18 protein-coding genes and 2 pseudogenes are annotated in these 19,040 nt (G+C 34.6%); 15 read left to right on the top strand and 5 right to left on the bottom strand.

Going from position 1 to position 19,040, the window contains the following annotated elements:
• Positions 1 to 44: 44 nt before the first annotated feature.
• Positions 45 to 1,694 (top strand): copper resistance CopC/CopD family protein, encoded by a 1,650-nt coding sequence (locus DM800_RS02415; protein WP_147786322.1) that lies wholly within the window; start codon positions 45 to 47, stop codon positions 1,692 to 1,694.
• A gap of 34 nt (positions 1,695 to 1,728) precedes the next feature.
• Positions 1,729 to 2,349, top strand: a complete 621-nt coding sequence (locus tag DM800_RS02410) for a YcnI family copper-binding membrane protein (RefSeq protein ID WP_064449338.1) — start codon at positions 1,729 to 1,731, stop codon at positions 2,347 to 2,349.
• Between the two features lie 123 nt (positions 2,350 to 2,472).
• Here DM800_RS02410 and DM800_RS02405 read toward each other — a convergent pair whose 3' ends face one another.
• Both DM800_RS02405 and DM800_RS02400 read right to left on the bottom strand, forming a co-directional pair.
• The gene (locus tag DM800_RS02405; protein WP_064056560.1) at positions 2,473 to 3,249 is read right to left on the bottom strand and encodes an alpha/beta fold hydrolase; all 777 of its coding nucleotides are present in this window, start codon (positions 3,247 to 3,249) and stop codon (positions 2,473 to 2,475) included.
• 179 nt (positions 3,250 to 3,428) lie between these two features.
• On the bottom strand, positions 3,429 to 4,334 hold the full coding sequence (locus DM800_RS02400) for a DMT family transporter (protein WP_147786321.1): 906 nt from the start codon (positions 4,332 to 4,334) through the stop codon (positions 3,429 to 3,431).
• Positions 4,335 to 4,431: 97 nt separating this feature from the next.
• On the opposite strand from DM800_RS02400, the gene DM800_RS02395 reads away from it, so the two are divergent.
• The 4 genes from DM800_RS02395 (at position 4,432) to DM800_RS02380 (ending at position 7,234) form a co-directional block, all read left to right on the top strand.
• Positions 4,432 to 5,301 carry a LysR family transcriptional regulator gene (locus DM800_RS02395; protein WP_088063041.1) on the top strand — a complete coding sequence of 290 codons (870 nt, stop codon included), beginning with the start codon at positions 4,432 to 4,434 and terminating at the stop codon, positions 5,299 to 5,301.
• 120 nt (positions 5,302 to 5,421) lie between these two features.
• The gene (locus DM800_RS02390) at positions 5,422 to 5,853 is read left to right on the top strand and encodes an Rrf2 family transcriptional regulator (protein ID WP_000704066.1); all 432 of its coding nucleotides are present in this window, start codon (positions 5,422 to 5,424) and stop codon (positions 5,851 to 5,853) included.
• Between the two features lie 70 nt (positions 5,854 to 5,923).
• Complete coding sequence (locus DM800_RS02385; RefSeq protein ID WP_147786320.1) at positions 5,924 to 6,574, top strand: DsbA family oxidoreductase; 651 nt, start codon at positions 5,924 to 5,926, stop codon at positions 6,572 to 6,574.
• Between the two features lie 57 nt (positions 6,575 to 6,631).
• Positions 6,632 to 7,234, top strand: a complete 603-nt coding sequence (locus tag DM800_RS02380; protein ID WP_076536822.1) for a nitroreductase family protein — start codon at positions 6,632 to 6,634, stop codon at positions 7,232 to 7,234.
• 151 nt (positions 7,235 to 7,385) lie between these two features.
• Here DM800_RS02380 and DM800_RS02375 read toward each other — a convergent pair whose 3' ends face one another.
• Entirely contained in the window at positions 7,386 to 7,805 is a 420-nt protein-coding gene (locus DM800_RS02375; protein WP_147786319.1) for a GNAT family N-acetyltransferase, read from the bottom strand.
• A 184-nt stretch (positions 7,806 to 7,989) separates the two neighbouring features.
• On the opposite strand from DM800_RS02375, the gene DM800_RS29510 reads away from it, so the two are divergent.
• The 3 genes and pseudogenes from DM800_RS29510 (at position 7,990) to DM800_RS02365 (ending at position 11,033) form a co-directional block, all read left to right on the top strand.
• Complete coding sequence (locus DM800_RS29510) at positions 7,990 to 8,121, top strand: hypothetical protein (protein ID WP_000997338.1); 132 nt, start codon at positions 7,990 to 7,992, stop codon at positions 8,119 to 8,121.
• 109 nt (positions 8,122 to 8,230) lie between these two features.
• Positions 8,231 to 9,842: pseudogene (locus DM800_RS02370) on the top strand (amidase family protein).
• Positions 9,843 to 10,019: 177 nt separating this feature from the next.
• On the top strand, positions 10,020 to 11,033 hold the full coding sequence (locus DM800_RS02365) for an AI-2E family transporter (protein ID WP_098721736.1): 1,014 nt from the start codon (positions 10,020 to 10,022) through the stop codon (positions 11,031 to 11,033).
• Positions 11,034 to 11,087: 54 nt separating this feature from the next.
• Here DM800_RS02365 and DM800_RS02360 read toward each other — a convergent pair whose 3' ends face one another.
• Entirely contained in the window at positions 11,088 to 12,032 is a 945-nt protein-coding gene (locus DM800_RS02360; RefSeq protein ID WP_016088332.1) for an L-lactate dehydrogenase, read from the bottom strand.
• A gap of 201 nt (positions 12,033 to 12,233) precedes the next feature.
• On the opposite strand from DM800_RS02360, the gene DM800_RS02355 reads away from it, so the two are divergent.
• Both DM800_RS02355 and DM800_RS02350 read left to right on the top strand, forming a co-directional pair.
• The gene (locus DM800_RS02355; protein ID WP_147786318.1) at positions 12,234 to 13,670 is read left to right on the top strand and encodes a flavin monoamine oxidase family protein; all 1,437 of its coding nucleotides are present in this window, start codon (positions 12,234 to 12,236) and stop codon (positions 13,668 to 13,670) included.
• Positions 13,671 to 13,774: 104 nt separating this feature from the next.
• Positions 13,775 to 14,698 (top strand): CobW family GTP-binding protein, encoded by a 924-nt coding sequence (locus DM800_RS02350; protein ID WP_179955661.1) that lies wholly within the window; start codon positions 13,775 to 13,777, stop codon positions 14,696 to 14,698.
• A gap of 109 nt (positions 14,699 to 14,807) precedes the next feature.
• Here the strand turns inward: DM800_RS02350 and DM800_RS02345 are convergent, their stop codons facing one another.
• Positions 14,808 to 15,461 carry an S-layer homology domain-containing protein gene (locus tag DM800_RS02345; RefSeq protein WP_147786317.1) on the bottom strand — a complete coding sequence of 218 codons (654 nt, stop codon included), beginning with the start codon at positions 15,459 to 15,461 and terminating at the stop codon, positions 14,808 to 14,810.
• 194 nt (positions 15,462 to 15,655) lie between these two features.
• Here DM800_RS02345 and DM800_RS02340 point away from each other — a divergent pair.
• The 4 genes and pseudogenes from DM800_RS02340 to DM800_RS02325 form a co-directional block, all read left to right on the top strand.
• Positions 15,656 to 16,094: pseudogene (locus DM800_RS02340) on the top strand (3-oxoacyl-[acyl-carrier-protein] synthase III C-terminal domain-containing protein); the annotation flags it as partial.
• A 181-nt stretch (positions 16,095 to 16,275) separates the two neighbouring features.
• A complete protein-coding gene (locus tag DM800_RS02335) occupies positions 16,276 to 17,493 on the top strand; it encodes a substrate-binding domain-containing protein (protein WP_098115586.1) in 1,218 nt (405 codons plus the stop codon).
• 90 nt (positions 17,494 to 17,583) lie between these two features.
• Positions 17,584 to 18,357 (top strand): ABC transporter ATP-binding protein, encoded by a 774-nt coding sequence (locus tag DM800_RS02330; protein WP_147786316.1) that lies wholly within the window; start codon positions 17,584 to 17,586, stop codon positions 18,355 to 18,357.
• Positions 18,335 to 19,036 (top strand): branched-chain amino acid ABC transporter ATP-binding protein, encoded by a 702-nt coding sequence (locus tag DM800_RS02325; protein ID WP_147786315.1) that lies wholly within the window; start codon positions 18,335 to 18,337, stop codon positions 19,034 to 19,036. The genes DM800_RS02330 and DM800_RS02325 overlap by 23 nt, the downstream gene beginning before the upstream one ends.
• Positions 19,037 to 19,040 lie beyond the last annotated feature (4 nt).

Here is a 19,040-nt window from a genome sequence, read left to right as displayed (position 1 = left end):
GTTAAAAGTAATGAAAGTGTAGCACTAAAGAAGAAAGAAGTGAAATGAGTGTGAAAGTAATGAGACGGTTAGGGACATGGCTATTACTTGCGTGTGTGCTTATTATATTGATACCGAAAAGTGCATCTGCTCATGCGTACGTTATGAAATCAAACCCTGCTGAAAATGAAACATTGAAGAAAGCACCATCTGTTGTGAAAATTGAATTCGATGAGGATATACAAGTTTCAAGTTTTAATACATTGTACGTGAGAGATACATCAGGTAAAAGGGTCGATTTAAAAGATGCTCATATTGATAAAAATAATAAAAAGCTATTAGAAGCCGGATTAAAAGAGAATCTCAAAAATGGTCTCTACTCTATTCAGTGGAAAGTGATTTCAGCTGATGGCCATCCAATTCAAGGAGTTATTCCATTCCGTATTGGATTAGCAGAAGCGGGAGCAGACGATGTAAAGGTAGAAGAGATGAGATATGTCCCGCAAATTGATATGATTATGGAACGTGGAATTTTATATACAAGTTTCTCACTATTTATAGGAGTTCTCTTCTTTAATCTTATTATGTATAAGGGTAATGCAACCTCGGTACGATCCAGGAGTAAGAACATAATATGGATCTCCTTATTTGGGATATTCATTAGCTTGTTATTCAATCTACCACTACAAGCGAAAATAAATGCGGATGTTTCATGGCTAGAAGCATTCGATCCTTTACTATTAAAAGAAACATTACAGCTTTCTGTTTTTGGTTATATATGGATTACTCAAATGACTCTTATTAGTTCGCTTATAATCGTTACGTATTTTGCGATGAGGCGTGAGAAGCTGTCGTCGTTTCAAGTATGGAGCGTCCCAATAGTATTGTTTATTGGGCTACTTGTTATGAAAGCATTTAATAGTCACGCATATGGTATAAAGTTTAAAGACATTGCTGTTGTTATGGACTTTTTACATTTATTCGCAGCTTCATTATGGATTGGTGGTCTATCATCTATTATTCTTCTTTTACGTAAAGAAGATGATAAGTGGAGTATGTATTGGGATATGATTAAGCGTTTTTCACCGTGGGCAACATGTGCTGTCATTGTGATTTTAATAACAGGTCTTTTTAACAGTACATTTTTTATTCCAACAATCCACTCGTTATTTGATACGAAGTATGGATTAGCTTTATTAGCAAAGATACTTTTATTCATTTTCATGGGGATATTGGGAATTATTCATTATGTGAAAGGGAAAATGAGAGCGGAGCAAGGATTAGGTGCTACAGTGAAAGTAGAGTTTATCATTGGAATTATCATTTTTGTAATCGTAGCTTTTATGACAAACGTACAAACACCACCGATGCCTCCTACTGGACCTTTTACAGAGAGTAAACAATTGGATAATGGATATGAAATGACGCTAAATGTAAGTCCTAATAAAGTAGGACAAAATACATTCCATATTACTTTAAAGGATGAGAACGGACAACCTGTTACTGATATGGAGCAAATTATTTTAACCACGCAATCATTAGATATGAATATGGGAAAAGGTTCATTTAAAGTTTCGGCCGTGTCACCAGGAGAATATGAAGCGGAAGGTATGTATATTAACATGACAGGAAACTGGAATATACAAGTGCACGGATTAACAAAATCTCTTGATAGTTTTGATACGGATTATAAATTTATAGTAGGCGGCAGATAAAGAGAAGGTATAAATAAAAAGGAGCTAATAGAAAATGAAACGTATAAAAAAATTTGGCACAACAATGATCGCAACAATAATTGCAATGGGGATTTTTTCGTTACCTGTTAGTGCGCACGTCACTGTGAAACCAGAAGCTTCGGACGTTAATTCTTGGGAGACTTACACGATAAAAGTACCAGTTGAGAAGAATGTAGCAACGACAAAAGTTACATTGAAAATACCGTCTGGAGTAGAGTTCCAACAGTATGAACCAGTGCCAGGATGGAAAGTGGAAGAGCAGAAAGATAATGCCGGAAAAGTGAAAACTGTAGTATGGGAAGCAACAGGAGAAGGGATTTTACCCGGTCAGTTCCAGCGATTTACTTTCGTCGCTAAAAATCCGGATAAAGAACAAAAAATAGCTTGGGATGCATATCAACAATATAAAGACGGAGAAATTGTTGAATGGACAGGCGATGAAAAAGCTGAAAAACCACATTCACTTACTACAATTGCAAAAGGTACGTCATTAACAGGAGAACATGGTGAAGTATCTAGTGTAGAAAAGAATGAAGGTACTAGTAATATGCAATTGATCGCAATTGTTTTATCTATTTTGGCGATTGTATCTTCGGTAGGTGCGTGTGTTTTTGTAGTACGTCGTAAAAGGTAAGTAAGATTGAAAGGTCTCATCGAAAATAATGAGACCTTTTTTATTAGGTCTATGGATTAGAAAGAATGAAGATAGTGGTACTATTATAGCCACTCTATAATGAAATGTATTGATGTATGGAAATCAATTGACGATTATTAAGTCTTCCGGCAGGATATCATGTTCGAGCCAGTTTTCAATTAAAGTATTAAATAGTATGGGATTTGCTAAAGAGATTCCATGACCAATTTTAGGAATGATAATACCTGTGCAATTCGTATTATTTTCAAGGATTTCAGTCATTGAGTCTTTCATAATTCTTTTTTCTTTGTTTCCAACAGTTACTAATATATTACTATTAGCATCCTTGAAACCTATTGGTATTGTAAACGACATATTTTCTTCTAATATCCTTACAAATGTATTTTTATTTATTTGACAACTGTCATGATAATAGTTATCAAACTGTGTTTCATTTATGTACATTGATGTTGCTTGTATTTTGGAAAATGTCTTACTCTTTATTAGGAAGTAGGTTAAGCTAAGGGAGCTTATTAATGTTTTAGCGAAAGGGATTGGTTTAACTAATGCGCTATTGATCATAGCATATTGAATTAAGTTTGGCTTCATGCTGAGCATGGAAATTAATACTTGAGCGCCTAATGAAAACCCAATTACTATAACAGTTTTACCCTGACTTTTTTCTTCAATTAGGTCTATGATTTTTTCAGCACTAAAGTTTATTGAGAAAGGATCTTTACTTCTATTTTTTCCTTGCTCAAGTAAATCAGGAACAAGGCAGTGATAGTTAGTAAAATGTTTAATTTGTTTGTCCCACATCCAACCACTGACTCCACCTCCATGAATAAAAACCATAAGTGGTGAGCTTGAATCTCCAAATTCTTTATACTGTAAAACCATATAATGCCCCCTTATGATTAGAATTGTTAGTCCATTATAGTAGAGGTAATATTCTTACTACTTAAGTATAATCATACAATAAAAAAGAAAAAAATTCCTTTTAATACAACTCTCCGTAACTGAACTGTACTGATAAAAGGGTGAAAAAGAGCCTACAAACAGCAGGCTCTTTTTCATTTTTATTTCACTTCAACCTGCTGCCTTACAGTAAGTGTTTTCGGCTTTATATTTACGAAGCAAATACTCACAACAATAAATAATAGTCCGATGAATAAGCTAATAGTAATGGCCTCATGTAAGAAAATTGAACTTACAATAATAGCGATTAGTGGAATGAGGAATGTATAAGCCCCAACTTTACTTGCTTCACCAGCTCCAACAAGAGTGAAGTATGCAAGCCATCCCATTGCAATAACAAAGAATGAAATAAAGAGTAGTACACTAACAAACGGTATACTCCAAGCAATACTAGACCAGCTTTCAAACTCTGATCCAAATCCAATTAAGCAAAGCCCGCCAATAATAAGCTGCAGTGTTACCATCCAAATGGAATTAACGCGGTGACCAGTCTTCTTAATAAATACTGTACCTAGTGCCCAGCCAATCGCGCATCCTATCGCGAGAAGGATTCCGGTAATAGAAATATGTCCAGTTAAACTACTAGAGCTAATCACACCTACGCCAATAAATCCAAGAACAAGCCCGAAAATTTTTAAGCCGTACATAGATTCTTCAAGCCAAATCCATGAGAAAATGCCGAGTAAAACAGGTTGTAGAAATACAATGGCGGAAAATAACCCAGCGGGCATATATTGAAGGCCTACAGTTTGTAATCCGTAAAATATAATGATGTTAAGTAAAGAAGAAATAACGTATAAATGCCAAGTTTCTTTTAAGTGTAACTCTTTGTATTTCGGTAATGCGAAAAGAAGTAAAATGAATCCTCCAATTAAAGTTCGAACGCCTGCAAATAAAACGGGTGGTGTATAATGCAGGGCAAACTTAGATAAAGGCCAATTGATTCCCCACATGAAAACGAGAAAGGTAAGGATTATGGCCGTCTTAGTTCGAGAAAGTTGTGTCACGGTAAGACCTCCTTGTTGTTATTCATTTCACTATGATATGATATCGACTGTAATAAATAAAATGAATCTTTTTTATAAGGAGTATAAGTGATTAGTTATGACCATTACACAACTGCAAGTATTAATAAAAACTGTTGAGTTAGGTAGTTTTACGAAGGCTGCTCGGGTGTTAAATATGACGCAGCCAGCTGTAAGTCATGCGATTTCAAGTATTGAGTCAGAGTTAGGAGTTACGATTCTTATACGTGATAAACGAAAAGGGCTAATCGTTACGGATGTAGGAAACAGAATTCTTGTGCATATTAGAGAGATTTTGAACGGTGTAGAGAAGATTGAACAAGAAGTTGCGATGGAGAAAGGACACGAAGTTGGGACGATTCGAATTGGGAGTTTTCCGAGTGCTTCTGCACATTTCTTACCCAAAATGATAAACCTTTTTAAGGAGAAGTATCCGAACTTAGAAGTCGTTCTTTGTGAAGGAACGATTAAAGAAGTTGAAGATTGGTTAGTATCGAGGGTTGTTGATATAGGAATTGTCATTTTGCCTAATAAAGAGATGGAGATTGTCCCATTAACGAAGGGGAAAATGGTTGCTATCTTAAGAGATGATCATCCTCTTTGTAAGAAGGACTCTATTGCAATTAGTGATTTAGAGAATGAACCGATCATATTATGTAAGGGTGGATACGAACCACCCATTATTGATATGTTTAAACAAGCCAACGTACCACTTCGGGCTGAGTATGTAATATCGACCGTTACTACAGCTTTAAATATGATTCAAGAAGGGTTAGGAATTGCAATATTAGCCGAATTATCTTTAACGAATTTACCACAGAATGTGCAAACGAGAGAATTGGAACCACAAGTATGGAGAGAAATTGCTTTAGCTGTTCCTTCATTAAAGGATTCCTCAATCGCTGTGCAGCTATTTATTGAAGAATTTCAAGCGCTATTTGCAGAATAAAAAGAGGTGTCTCATATATCATAATGGGACACTTTTTAATTTGCTTATAAAAAATCTATGAAAAGGATTGACTTATCTTTTTGTTGTAACTATAATGATTACATCGAGGTGGTGATCACGATGAAAATTAGTAGCCGCTTTTCTATAGCTGTTCATATTTTATCTATTTTGAAAAACAATCCATCTTCACTTTGTACTTCAGACTATATAGCTGAAAGTGTAAACACAAATCCAGTAGTCATTCGTAAAATGATGTCGTACTTGAAACAAGCTGGTTTTGTATATGTAAATCGCGGTCCAGGTGGTGCGGGATTATTAAAGGATTTACACGAAATCACATTGTTAGATGTATACCATGCAGTAAATGTAGTCGAAGAAGACAAACTATTTCATATTCACGAGCAACCAAATCCAGATTGTCCAATTGGAGCAAATATTCAAGCGGTGTTAGAAGTTATATTAATACAAGCGCAATCCGCGATGGAAGAAATTTTGAGAAATATTACGATGGGGCATTTGTTTGAAACTTTGCAAGAAAAAATGAATGCTTAAATCATATTTATATTTTTTTATTATTAATGTAACTGATTCGATTACAACTATAAAGGTAAGGTGTAAAAGTATGACTGTAAAAATGAAAGTATACTCAGATTTTATATGTCCATTTTGTTTTTTAGCAAAAGGTCCATTAGATGAAGTAGCGAAAGAGAAAGATGTAGAAATTGAATGGATGCCATTTGAATTACGTCCAAGTCCATATTCAAAAATAGATCCATGGAATGAGCCAGAAAAATTAGGCTCATGGGATGCTTTTATTCTTCCAACTGCGAAGAAGTTAGGAATCGATATGCGTTTGCCGCGTGTTTCACCGCATCCATATACACATTTAGCTTTCGAAGGATGTCAATTTGCGAAAGAACGTGGACTAGGAAATGAGTATCATCACCGCGTATTCACCGCATTTTTCCAAGAAGAGCAAAACATTGAAGATATTAATGTTTTAACAAAATTAGCGGTAGAAGTAGGTCTTCCTGAAGCTGAATTTAAAGATGCTTTAGTAACTCGTAAATATAAAGAAAAGCATCAAGAAGCAATTCAGCATGCATATGATGAAGCAAATATTATGGCTGTTCCAACTGTCATGATTGGAGATGAAGTCATTCAAGGGCTTGCTAGTAAAGAAACGCTACAAAGAGTCATCGATAAAGAAATTGAAAAGGATAAAACAAATTCATTTGAAGGTATGCAATGTAATACAGATGGATATTGCTAATTCGCTTGTTATGAAATAACAAAATAAATTATAAAACAAATATTTGGAGGAATTAAAATGTCAGCAACTACAACAAATTTAAAAGAAGCAATCGTGAACCGTCGTTCTATTCGTAAAGTAACAAAAAACGATGCAATTACGAAAGAAAGAATTGAAGAAGTTTTACAAACAGCTTTACACGCACCAACATCTTTCAATATGCAAAGTGGTCGTATGGTTGTATTAATGGATGGAGAACATGAAAAGTTTTGGGATATTGTTAAAGAAACACTAAGAGCCCGCGTACCAGCAGAAAACTTTGAAGCGACTGTAGAAAGATTAAAAGGTTTCCATACAGGTGTTGGGACTGTGTTATTCTTTGAAGATCAAGCAACAGTAGAAAAAATGCAAGAAAATGCACCATTATATAAAGATCAGTTCCCATTCTGGTCTCATCAAGGAAATGCAATGTTACAGCATACTGTATGGATGTTATTATCGGCTGAAGGAATTGGCGCATCCCTGCAACACTACAATCCAATCGTAGATGCTGAAGTGAAAGAAACTTGGAACATTCCAGCAGAGTGGAGCTTAGTAGGACAAATGCCATTTGGTGAGCCAAATGAACAACCAGGAGAAAGAACTTTCTTACCTACTGAAGATGTAGTGAAATTTTATTAAGAAATTTAATATGTAAAAAGTTAAATAAAAGGAGAGTACATATTAGCCATATATGTACTCTCCTTTCGTATGCAATGTTAAACTCTTACTGCAAGAACGATTTCCTTCATATGAATCGAAGTTTTTCCTTACAATTAAAAATCTGTTATGTTTATTGTTTTGTAATGACAGTAAACATCCCCGTCATGTTTGGTGAGTAATCCTTAAAATCAAATTTCTCATAGAACGATTCTTTACCTTCTGATGCAAACAAACCGACAAACGCCTTATCAGGGGCATTCTCATGTAAGTATGCAACTAAACGATGCATGATTTCTTTCCCGATACCATGTTTCTGATAATCCGGATGAACTATTATATCTTGAATATAGAAATAGATAGATCCGTCACCAACAATTCGCCCCATGCCAATTATTTGTTCATTATCTTTCACTGTGATGCAGTGAATAGAATTCTTCAGTGAAGTATCTGCTACATCAAAATTCATATAATCAGTCCATCCAACAGAATCACACAAATATTTGTACTCTTCTAATGTTGGGATGTTATGTTTAAACTCATATGTTTTCAAAATGTACCCTCCAAGCCCTTAAATTTAACAAGTATATACATTCGACATTTTTTTATCTTTTCCTCTTATGTAACTGAATTCCCTTTAGCTATTGAATTTCGTCCAGTTTCCGTATTTGTATTTGTGTTAATTAATAAGAGTTTAGGGGAAAAATATAAGAAATAATCGAAAGGGAAGTGGGAAAATGAATGATGAGAAAAAGTATACAGTGGTAGGTACTGATGTTGAAGAAGTAAAACGTTTAAATGAAAATTCGGGATTATCATATAATCAAGTGAAAGAATTATTAGCGAAGCAAATGCAAAAAAAGAAGTAATGAAATTGAAATCCTTTATTTTTTCATTTAGCATTCTAATTAGAGAGAGTTATGAGGATAACTCTCTTTTTCAATACAATGGAGCAACTTTTAGAGCGGAGGAAACAGCATGAAAAAGTGGATAAAGATAACGCTGTCAATTGCTGGGGGTATCGTCCTATTGACATGTGCCGGAGGATATTACGTGTATAAAAATTATTTTCCAAAGGAACCTGAGCGTATCGTATATGATAAAGATAGAGTGTTAAAACCGATACATAATCAGTTGAAAGGGATTAACATAGATAATGTGAAGATAAAAGAAAAAGAGGTTGTAAATGCAACTGTAAACGAGCTTCAAAAAATGATTGATGATGGAAAATTATCATATGAAGAATTAACGAGTATTTATCTTTTTAGAATACAAGAACATGACCAAAATGGAATATCATTAAATGCTGTTACAGAGATTAATCCAAATGCAATGGAAGAAGCGCGAAAGTTAGATAAAGAAAGGTCTTCAAATAAGAAATCGAACTTATACGGCATGCCGGTTATCGTAAAAGATAATGTACAAACAGAAAAGGTGATGCCGACAAGTGCGGGCACGTATGTGTTAAAAGATTGGATTGCAGATGAAGATGCGACAATCGTGAAGAAGTTGAAAGAAGAAGGTGCTTTTGTTTTAGGAAAGGCGAATATGTCTGAATGGGCAAATTATTTATCCTTTACAATGCCTAGCGGATATAGCGGGAAAAAAGGACAAAATTTGAATCCGTACGGTCCGATTACGTTTGATACATCAGGATCAAGCTCTGGATCTGCTACAGTAGTTGCGGCAGATTTTGCGCCGCTTGCAATCGGGACAGAAACGACTGGATCAATTGTAGCACCAGCGACGCAGCAATCAGTAGTTGGATTACGTCCATCACTAGGTATGGTGAGTAGATCAGGCATTATTCCGTTAGCTGAAACGCTTGATACAGCAGGGCCGATGGCAAGAACGGTAAAGGATGCGGCAACGTTATTTAACATAATGGTAAGTTATGATGAAAAAGATACTATGACAGAAAAAATGAAAGAAAAAGAAAGAATTGATTATACGAAGGATTTATCAATAGATGGATTGAAAGGGAAAAAAATAGGGGTTCTTTTTTCAATAGATCAACAAGATGAGAATAGAAAGAAAGTAGCAGAAAAGATTAGAAAAAGACCTTCAAGATGCAGGTGCGATATTGACTGATGATATTCAGTTAAACAGCGAGGGTGTAGATAATCTGCAAACATTAGAATATGAATTCAAACATAATGTTAACGATTATTTTTCACAGCAAAAAAATGTACCGGTAAAATCGTTAGAAGAGATTATAGCGTTTAATAAAAAGGATAGTAATAGACGAATAAAATATGGACAAACATTAATTGAGGCGTCTGAAAAATCTGTTATAACGAAAGATGAGTTTGAAAAAGTAGTGCAAACGAGTCAAGAAAATGCAAGAAAAGAGCTAGATAGATATTTAGTAGAAAAAGGTTTGGATGCTTTAGTTATGGTTAACAACGATGAAGTTCTTCTATCAGCTGTAGCTGGCTATCCAGAATTAGCGGTGCCAGCAGGATATGATAACAATGGAGAGCCAGTAGGTGCAGTGTTTGTCGGGAAGCAATTTAGTGAGAAGGAACTATTCAATATTGGTTATGCGTATGAACAGCAGTCTAAAAATAGAAAATCACCTAAATTGTAAAAGGGTAAACGAAAAAAAGAGCTCCATTGAAGTAAGTAGGTGGCTAATGTAAATAGAATCTAACAATATAAAAAGAAAAAAAGGATTCTTTCTAATTAGTAAGAAAGATTGTCTATAGAAGTTCATAAAATGTAATATATTCAATTTCCATCCACTGAAGGGGGAGGTTAAATCTTAATGAATGAAGTGAAAAATTTCTTTCGAAGTAGAGGGTTTCAACGGTTTCTCGTTTTAATAATAGTAGCGTTAGTATTATATGGATTAAAAAGTATGATCAATTTAATATTAATTACGTTTATACTGACATTTTTAATGGATCGTTTTCAACGTTTTATTTCAAAGAAATTGAAAGTGAACCGGAAAATTGTTATCGCCTGTTTGTATATCATATTAGTTTCCTTTATTGGCACGACATTATATAAATATTTACCTGTGCTAACGATACAAATTTCACAATTGATTTATCAATTTAAATTGTTTTTTCAAAACCCACCTGATAATGAAATCATTAAATATGCACTTTCGACAATTAACGGAATGGAAGTATCAAAATATATAGAACAAGGTGTAGATGTCATATATCAATCGATTGCAAATATAGGAAAAGTCAGTTTGCAAATATTACTCTCACTTATTTTAAGTTTATTTTTCTTGTTAGAAAAAGAACGCATCATATCATTTACTTCGAAATTTAAAGATAGTAGTCTGAAGGTTTTTTATGAGGAGATTGCATATTTTGGTGAAAGGTTTGCAAGATCGTTCGGTAAAGTAATTGAAGCGCAGTTTTTAATTGCAGTTGTAAATTGTATTCTTACTGTCATTGCATTAATTGTTTTAGGATTTCCGCAGCTTCTCGTATTAGCTGTCATGATTTTCTTACTTGGATTAATCCCTGTTGCCGGGGTAATCATTTCCTTGTTTCCACTTTGTATTATTGCATATAACGTAGGCGGAGTTATGTACGTTGTATACATACTTGTGTTCATTACAGTAATCCATGCTCTTGAAAGTTATTTTTTAAACCCGAAGTTTATGTCTGCGAAAACGAATTTACCAATCTTTTATACATTTATGATTCTCATCTTTTCAGAACATTTCCTCGGAATCTGGGGGCTTATTATCGGGATACCAATCTTCATCTTTTTCTTAGATGTACTTGATGTAAATAATGAGGAATCGATTAAAAAATAGAAAATAAACAAAAAAGCAATCCAAAATAAATTGGATTGCTTTTTATTATGCATATTAAAGAACTGGAGCCATTGTTTCTTTCAGCACTTGAACAGAGTGATCGAATTTTAATTCTTCTTCTTCGCTTAATTCTACTTCTAAAATTTCACGAACACCGCCGCGATTTAATACAGCAGGTACACCGATATACACATCTTTTTGACCGTATTGACCTTCCAAATATGCTGAAACAGTTAATACACTATTTTCGTCGTTTAAAATCGCTTTAGTAACACGTAGAAGTGACATACCAATACCATAGTAAGTTGCGCCTTTTCGCTCGATAATATGGTAAGCTGCATCACGAACGTTTATGAAGATTTTGTCTAAGTCTTCTTGCGTGTATGTGTTGTCTTTATCAAGAAGCGTTTGTAGTTTTTGAATACCGACTGATACGTGACTCCAAACAGGAAGTTCCGTATCACCATGTTCACCGATAATATAAGCATGAATGTTGTGTGGACCAATATTGAAGTACTCACCTAACATATAGCGGAAACGAGCAGAATCAAGAGTTGTACCAGAACCGATTACGCGTTCTTTCGGTAAACCAGATTCTTTCCAAGTTACGTAAGTTAAAATATCGACAGGGTTAGTTGCGATTAAGAAAATACCATCAAATCCGCTATCCATAATACTACGAACGATTTGTTTAAAGATTTTCGCGTTTTTCTCAACTAAATCTAAACGTGTTTCGCCTGGTTTTTGTGGTAATCCAGCCGTAATGACTACAAGATCAGCATCTTTACAATCTTCGTAGCTACCTTTCCATACTCTAGTTGGAGCTGGAGCGAATGGAACAGCATGACTTAAATCCATTGCTTCTCCTTCAGCTTTTGCCTCGTTTACATCAACTAAAACAAATTCTTCAGCTACAGCTTGGTTAATCATGCAGTAAGCATAACTACATCCAACTGCTCCTGTTCCTACTAATACAACACGGTTAATCCCTTTTTTCATTTCAAAATTCCTCGCAATTTCATTGATTTTATTATGTAAGATAATACGTCTTACTTCTATAGAGTCATATCTAGTTTATTACATTTTATAAAAGATATTCAAGTATTTGAAAATGTATCCTTGCAATTTCTTGTATGAAACATAGGAAGTAAGTTAAAGGAATATAATGCAATAAAATCCTTTATCAAAGGGGAAAAGGGTATGATGCAGCCATTAACGATGGGAAAAATGCTTCATATTATTAATGTGGGGCTCGTTAAAACGAAGAATCCAAAGCAAATTATTATTGCTGGTGCAGGGATTTCAGGATTAGTTGCAGCATCGTTATTGAAAGAAGCAGGGCATAACATAACAATTTTAGAAGCAAATAATCGAATAGGCGGAAGAATATATACGATTCGTGAACCATTTAGCTCTGGTTTATATTTTAATGCAGGGCCGATGCGAATTCCTGGAACACACGAGTTAACTTTGGCTTACATTCATAAATTTAAATTACCGTTAAATCTGTTTATAAATAAAACCGCTTCAGATATTATTTATACGAATAATATTAAAACGAGATTGAGCATATTCGAAAAAAATCCAAGTATACTTGGATATCCTGTTTTAGAGAACGAAAAAGGGAAAACGGCAGAAGAGTTAATGTTAGTAGTATTAGAACCCATACTAAATTTTATAAAAAAAGATCCTAATAAAAACTGGATTATCGTTGAAAAAAAGTATAAAACATATTCGCTCGGCTCATTTTTAACTGAATATTATTCAGACGGTGCAATAGATATGATTGGGGTACTTCTTGATATGGAAGCTTATATGGGAATGTCTTTAATTGAAGTATTACGGGAAATGATTTTTTTTACTTCAACGACGAAATATTATGAGATAACGGGTGGAATGGATGTATTACCCAATTCATTTTTGCCACAGCTAAAGGATAATATTTTTATGTCATATAAAGTAGAGAAAATTATACAAGAAGATAATAAAGTAATGTTACAAGGAAATCGTGAGCAAACGTTAGAGCGATTTACTATAACAAGTGATATTGCTATTATCACAATTCCATTTTCAGCGTTACGATTTGTAGAAGTTCGGCCGTATCATTTATTCTCTTATTATAAAAGACGAGCAATTCGTGAATTAAATTATATTGCTGCAACTAAAATTGCGATAGAGTTTAAAAGTAGATTTTGGGAAAGAGTGGAGCAATGTGGCGGTAAATCTATTACAGATTTACCTATACGGTTTACATATTATCCGAGTTATGGCATTCATACACCAGGGGCAGCTACCGTTTTAGCGAGTTATACGTGGGCAGATGAGGCGTTAACATGGGATAGTTTACCGAATAGTGAACGCATTCGTTATGCATTAAGAAATTTAGCGGAAATATACGGTGACATCGTTTATAGTGAGTTTGTTACAGGGGCATCTTTTAGCTGGAGTCAAAATCCGTATTCTTGCGGCGCATTTACAGCTTTCGAACCGGGCCAAGAACTCGAGTTATTTCCGTATATTACACCACCATCTGGGAAAGTGCATTTTGCCGGAGAGCATACGACATTAACACATGGGTGGATGCAAGGAGCAATAGAGTCTGGAATTCGAGCTGCTCATGAAGTAAACGAAAAGTGAACATATATTTACAAATCACCACTCTTTTAATAAAATAATAAATATAAATCGTAATTATTACGCTTTGAATACGTTTTGAAATAAAGAAATGGATGGTTGATCAAATGAATAAAGTAGAAATTCATATATTAGGTGGCTTTTTAGGTAGTGGAAAATCAACATTATTACAAAATTTATTGTTAGCGGAGAAAAAGAAGAATAGAAAAGTTGCAGTATTAATGAATGAAATTGGTGAATACTCGGTAGATACAGATATTATTGGAAAAGAGAATGTTTTAAGAGAGCTTCTGAAAGGATGTATTTGTTGTACGCTAAAAGAAGAGCTTGAAATACAATTACATTCGTTATATCAGCAAGAAAGACCAGATGTCATTTATATAGAAACGACAGGTGTTGCACATCCAATTGAAGTGTTAGATGCATGTGTATCACCAATTTTAGCACCTTTCCTAGAAGTGAAATCAATTGTCGTCGTTTTAGATGCAGTAAGGTGGTTAAATCGAAGTGTATTAAGTGCAAACGTTCAGCAATTATTGCATGAGCAACTGAAGTTTGGTAGCCACATTTTAATTAATAAATCAGATTTACTAACAGATGCGGATAAGAACAAAGTAATTGAAGAAGTGAAAGCAATAAATAATCATGCGAAATTGTTTGAAACAAAGTATTGTAATATATCTTTAGAAGACATAGAAGCAGCTGAATTTACGAATGATGGGGAACATGAGACACTACATGTCAAACATCATTTGTATATACAAACGATGACATATCAATTTACGAAATCAATTGATCAAGATAAATTATACGAATGGCTTTCGAATTTACCAGATAGTATTTATCGTGTAAAAGGTTTTGTGAAATTTCATGGGGACAAATATCCTCACTTATTCCAATACTCGTTCGGGGTACCGACTTTATTGGAACAAGACTTCGGTTTCCCAACGAACTTGGTAGTAATAGGAGAAGGGCTAGATAAGAAACAATTGGCTGAAGGGTTAGAGAAAGTGGAACTTAATTCTAATTAAGATTAAAGGAGCTGCCCCACAAGTCGTTGAAACCGACTTGTGGGGCAGCCTTTTTATTTCTTATGAGTAACCATTTAGCTACTTGTATTCATGTTAAATAGTCACTCTTTTAGTATTTTCGTTTTCCAAGATAAACATTTACTCTAGTACTAGAGTCTCTACTAAATTCAATTTTGCGACCATCTAATTCTATTGTTCGAGAGCTTGCAGTAGGATTTTTAATTAGACTATACAGATAATCTGCTTTAGTTGGTAGTAGTGTATTTAGGATTTTTCTCACCGGCTCGTTTAATACAGGATCATCACTATGAATAGACATTCTATATGCACTGTCATCATAGGGAGAAAAATTAAAATGCATAATGCCATCATATGTTTGACCAGTTTTAGTGAATACATAGTTATAATCGGTTTTTAAAAATCCAGAATCAATTAGTATATTCTCAATTTCTTTATACTTATCCTCATCTTTCGCAGGAATAGAATCAGGAACAAAATAAGGACTTACATTAATTGCGCTATACATAAACTTTGCAAATTGTTCTCTTGTTACATTCAGTTTTCCGCCATATTGATAGTTTCCAATTCCGTTTGTAATACCATAACCATTCATGACCTTTTGTTCAGTTAAATGGTCAATCGAGTCTTCAGACCAATGCCCCTTTGGTACATCGATGAAACGTTCAGTTTGTGCATGAGCATTCGTTGCGCCGAATAATGTGGCGGTAATTAAGCCTGTTGCAAGTACATGTTTAAAATTCATTATGATTCTTCCTAAGTATATAAAACAATATTTTCTCACTCATATCCGTTACTTTTAAGTGATAATCACTTATCTGTTGTATTAGTATATTTAGTTTTTATGAAATATGGATTTACTTTCGGAATATTGCTTAAATATATTTGGTGTTATAAGAGGGAAGTATAAAAAAATTAACTGACGGGGCGTTGATTCATTCTGATCATGAAGATGTTGGTATCCCAGCTGGTGGATCGAAGCAGGTTGCGAGCTATGATACTGTTGAGAATCGACAACATTATTATTGATGTAATAGATCCTATTAGTATGAAAGAACGTCTAGACCGGGTTTCAACTCCTAATTTTGACAAGGTGATTCGGGAGGCGTTAAGAAAAAGTGGATTTACTCCTAAAGATATTAAAGTATTGTTACCACTGCATACAAAACGTTCTATGTTAATAGAATTGATACAGGGGCTAGGGCTAGCAGAAGAACAAGTTGTATATTTAGATCATTATGGACATATGTCAGCGCTGGATCCTTGCATTGGTCTTCACTTTGCAAATGAACAAGGAAAATTACAGGCCGGAGATATTGCAGTAGTAGTTAGTGCAGGAACTGGATATACGTGGGCAGCGACTGTAATTAGGTGGTGAAAAATGCTAGATGAATATATGGTAAATGGAGGTATTTGGAAAATGGCGGCGAATGTAAAGGTACTTCATTAAATTTTTTTAACAGATTTGTTTGTATGATTCAGAGGAAAAGTCATAATTACGGGTGGATAACTTTGGCGTGCTTGATTCTATCAGAAAGAAAAGTATGGGGAGGATCACAATGTCGATGAAAAAACGTAAATGGCTAAGAACGGTGGCTACTGGTTGTATTTTAAGTTCGTTATTAATAACGGCAGCTTGTTCAGGAAAGAAAACAAGTACAGAGGATGAAAAGACGATTAAGGTAGGGGTTCTTGCTTCATTAACAGGTCCATTAGAATCATATGGAAAACAAACAGTGAACGGATTTGAATTAGGGTTAGACTATGCAACGGGTGGAACTGGGAAAGTGGAAGGGAAGAAGATTAAGTTTGTTGTAGAAGATACGGAAACAAAAGCAGAGGTGGCGGTTAAAAAAGCTACGAAGTTATTAGAAGAAGAGAAAGTCGATTTTTTAATCGGATCATCTAGTTCAAGTGATACATTAGCGGTATTACCACTAGCTGAAGAATATGAAAAAATAATGGTTGTTGAACCGGCAGTTGCTGATAGTATTACCGGAAAGAACTGGAATAAATATATTTTTAGAACAGGAAGAAGTTCTTCGCAAGATGCGATTGCAGGAGCAGCGGCAATTGCAAAAAAAGATGTAAAGATTGCGACGTTTGCTCCGGATAATGCATTTGGCCGTGAAGGGATTGCAGCTTTTAAAGCTGGAGCGAAGAAATTAGGTGCGAATATTGTAAACGAGCAATATGCTGATACGAATTCGACTGACTTCACTGCAAATATTCAAAATATCATTAGCTCAAAACCAGATTATTTATTTATCGTTTGGGCAGGGGCAAACTCACCTTGGAAACAGTTAAAAGATATGAATGTGGAAGCACAAGGTATTAAAATTTCTACCGGTGCACCAGATATACCGGCATTAAAAACGATGGATGCGTTAGTAGGAATGCAAGGTTTTTCTGTTTATTATCATACACTCCCGAAAAATAAGGTGAATGATTGGTTAGTGGAAGAACATAAAAAACGATTTAATGGTGCGGTGCCAGATTTATTTACAGCAGGTGGAATGTCAGCGGCAATTTCTATTGTAGAAGCTTTAAAGAAAACAAAAGGTGATACAGATGTTGATACGTTGATTAAGAAAATGGAAGGAATGGAATTTGATACACCGAAAGGAAAGATGAAGTTTAGAGAAAAGGATCACCAAGCGATGCAGACACTGTATTCTATCACATTGAAAAAGCAGGATGGTGTTGATTATCCAGTGCCAGTATTAGAGCGAGAATTAACGATGAAAGAGACAGAACCACCAGTTCAAAATAAATAGACTGAATTTTCTGTTGTTTTTGTATAAAGAGGGGCACACCCTCTTTATATGTATTTCTTTCATACTTAAAGCTTTAAAGGGAGGGGTTTTGTGACACATTTGCTAGAAACGAAAAATCTTAGCGTATCTTTTGGCGAGCATCATGTTATTAAAGATGTGAATTTAACAGTACAAAAAGGAAAGCTCATTTCCATTATTGGACCGAATGGTGCAGGAAAGACAACATTATTTAATTTACTAAGTGGACAAATTACTCCAACGAAGGGTGAAGTATATTTTAAAGGACGAGAGATTACAAAATTATCAATTTCGGATCGAACTCGATTAGGAATTGGTCGTTCTTTTCAACTTACAAATATATTCCCAGAGTTAACGGTACTTGAAAATGTTCGTTTAAGTGTTCAATCATTTGTTCAAGATTACTATAGTTTTTTTCCGAGTTCGGCAAAATTTAAGCAACAAGTGGGAGAGGCGAGACGTTTCTTAAAAACAGTCTTACTTCACGAGAAAGAACATGTATTAGCGAAAGATTTAGCACATGGGGAAAAACGAAAGTTAGAGCTTGCGATGTTACTAGCTTTAAAAACGGATGTATTACTACTTGATGAGCCGACGGCAGGTATATCAGTTGAGGAAGTACCGGCTATTTTACAAGTGATTGAAAATATTAAGAAACATCCAGAGAGTACAATTGTACTAATTGAACACAAAATGGATATGGTACTAGGTTTATCAGACCATCTTATCGTTTTGTTCCATGGAGAGTTATTGGCTGAAGGTTTGCCTGAAGAAATGATGAAAGATGAGCGTGTACAAAGTGCTTATTTAGGGGGATTATATAGTGGCACTATTACAAGTGAATAATATAGAGACGTATTTAGATCAGTTTCATATTTTACAAGGGGTATCTCTTGCTGTTGAGAAAGGAACGATTACTGTACTGTTTGGAAGAAATGGGGCAGGAAAGACGACGACATTACGTTCGGTTATGGGATTTCACCATATCGCACATGGTGAAATTTATTATGATTGTACACAAGTAAATGGATTATCTACACATTTAATTTCAAGGAAAGGAATAGGTTATGTACCAGAAAATCAAGGTATTTTTCACGATCTGACAGTAGAAGAAACATTCGCTCTTGCTAGGGGGAAGGGAGAAGAAGCGGAAGAGAAAATTGAGTGGATGCTTGAACTATTTCCAGATTTAAAGCAGTTTTGGCACAAAAAAAGTGGACTCTTAAGCGGAGGACAAAAACAAATGCTAGCAATTTCAAGAGCATTTATTAATAGTGATGGTTTATTACTTATTGATGAGCCGAGTAAAGGCTTGTCCCCTATTATGATAGGAAAATTAATGATAGCCATTTTGAAAATGAAGGAGAAAACAACAGTTTTACTCGTTGAACAAAACTTTATGATGGCTAGTCAAATTGGTGATTACTTTTATATTATGGATAACGGAAGAATTGTTCATAACGGTTTTATGCATGAATTAAAAGAGGATAAGGAAATGTGTCACAAATATTTAGGAATCTCTTAACATG

This window comes from Bacillus sp. AY18-3 (genome assembly GCF_008042305.1).
In the GTDB taxonomy this organism is placed as follows: Bacteria; Bacillota; Bacilli; order Bacillales; family Bacillaceae_G; genus Bacillus_A; species Bacillus_A wiedmannii.
Note: the sequence above shows the minus strand (reverse complement) of the source record. Positions and strands in the feature narration are given on the sequence as shown.

Coding starts and splice junctions, on each gene's coding strand:
- DM800_RS02415 (WP_147786322.1), top strand. CDS start 45: ATGAGTGTGAAAGTAATGAGACGGTTAGGGACATGGCTATTACTTGCG.
- DM800_RS02410 (WP_064449338.1), top strand. CDS start 1,729: ATGAAACGTATAAAAAAATTTGGCACAACAATGATCGCAACAATAATT.
- DM800_RS02405 (WP_064056560.1), bottom strand. CDS start 3,249: ATGGTTTTACAGTATAAAGAATTTGGAGATTCAAGCTCACCACTTATG.
- DM800_RS02395 (WP_088063041.1), top strand. CDS start 4,432: ATGACCATTACACAACTGCAAGTATTAATAAAAACTGTTGAGTTAGGT.
- DM800_RS02390 (WP_000704066.1), top strand. CDS start 5,422: ATGAAAATTAGTAGCCGCTTTTCTATAGCTGTTCATATTTTATCTATT.
- DM800_RS02385 (WP_147786320.1), top strand. CDS start 5,924: ATGACTGTAAAAATGAAAGTATACTCAGATTTTATATGTCCATTTTGT.
- DM800_RS02380 (WP_076536822.1), top strand. CDS start 6,632: ATGTCAGCAACTACAACAAATTTAAAAGAAGCAATCGTGAACCGTCGT.
- DM800_RS29510 (WP_000997338.1), top strand. CDS start 7,990: ATGAATGATGAGAAAAAGTATACAGTGGTAGGTACTGATGTTGAAGAA.
- DM800_RS02365 (WP_098721736.1), top strand. CDS start 10,020: ATGAATGAAGTGAAAAATTTCTTTCGAAGTAGAGGGTTTCAACGGTTT.
- DM800_RS02360 (WP_016088332.1), bottom strand. CDS start 12,032: ATGAAAAAAGGGATTAACCGTGTTGTATTAGTAGGAACAGGAGCAGTT.
- DM800_RS02355 (WP_147786318.1), top strand. CDS start 12,234: ATGATGCAGCCATTAACGATGGGAAAAATGCTTCATATTATTAATGTG.
- DM800_RS02350 (WP_179955661.1), top strand. CDS start 13,775: ATGAATAAAGTAGAAATTCATATATTAGGTGGCTTTTTAGGTAGTGGA.
- DM800_RS02345 (WP_147786317.1), bottom strand. CDS start 15,461: ATGAATTTTAAACATGTACTTGCAACAGGCTTAATTACCGCCACATTA.
- DM800_RS02335 (WP_098115586.1), top strand. CDS start 16,276: ATGTCGATGAAAAAACGTAAATGGCTAAGAACGGTGGCTACTGGTTGT.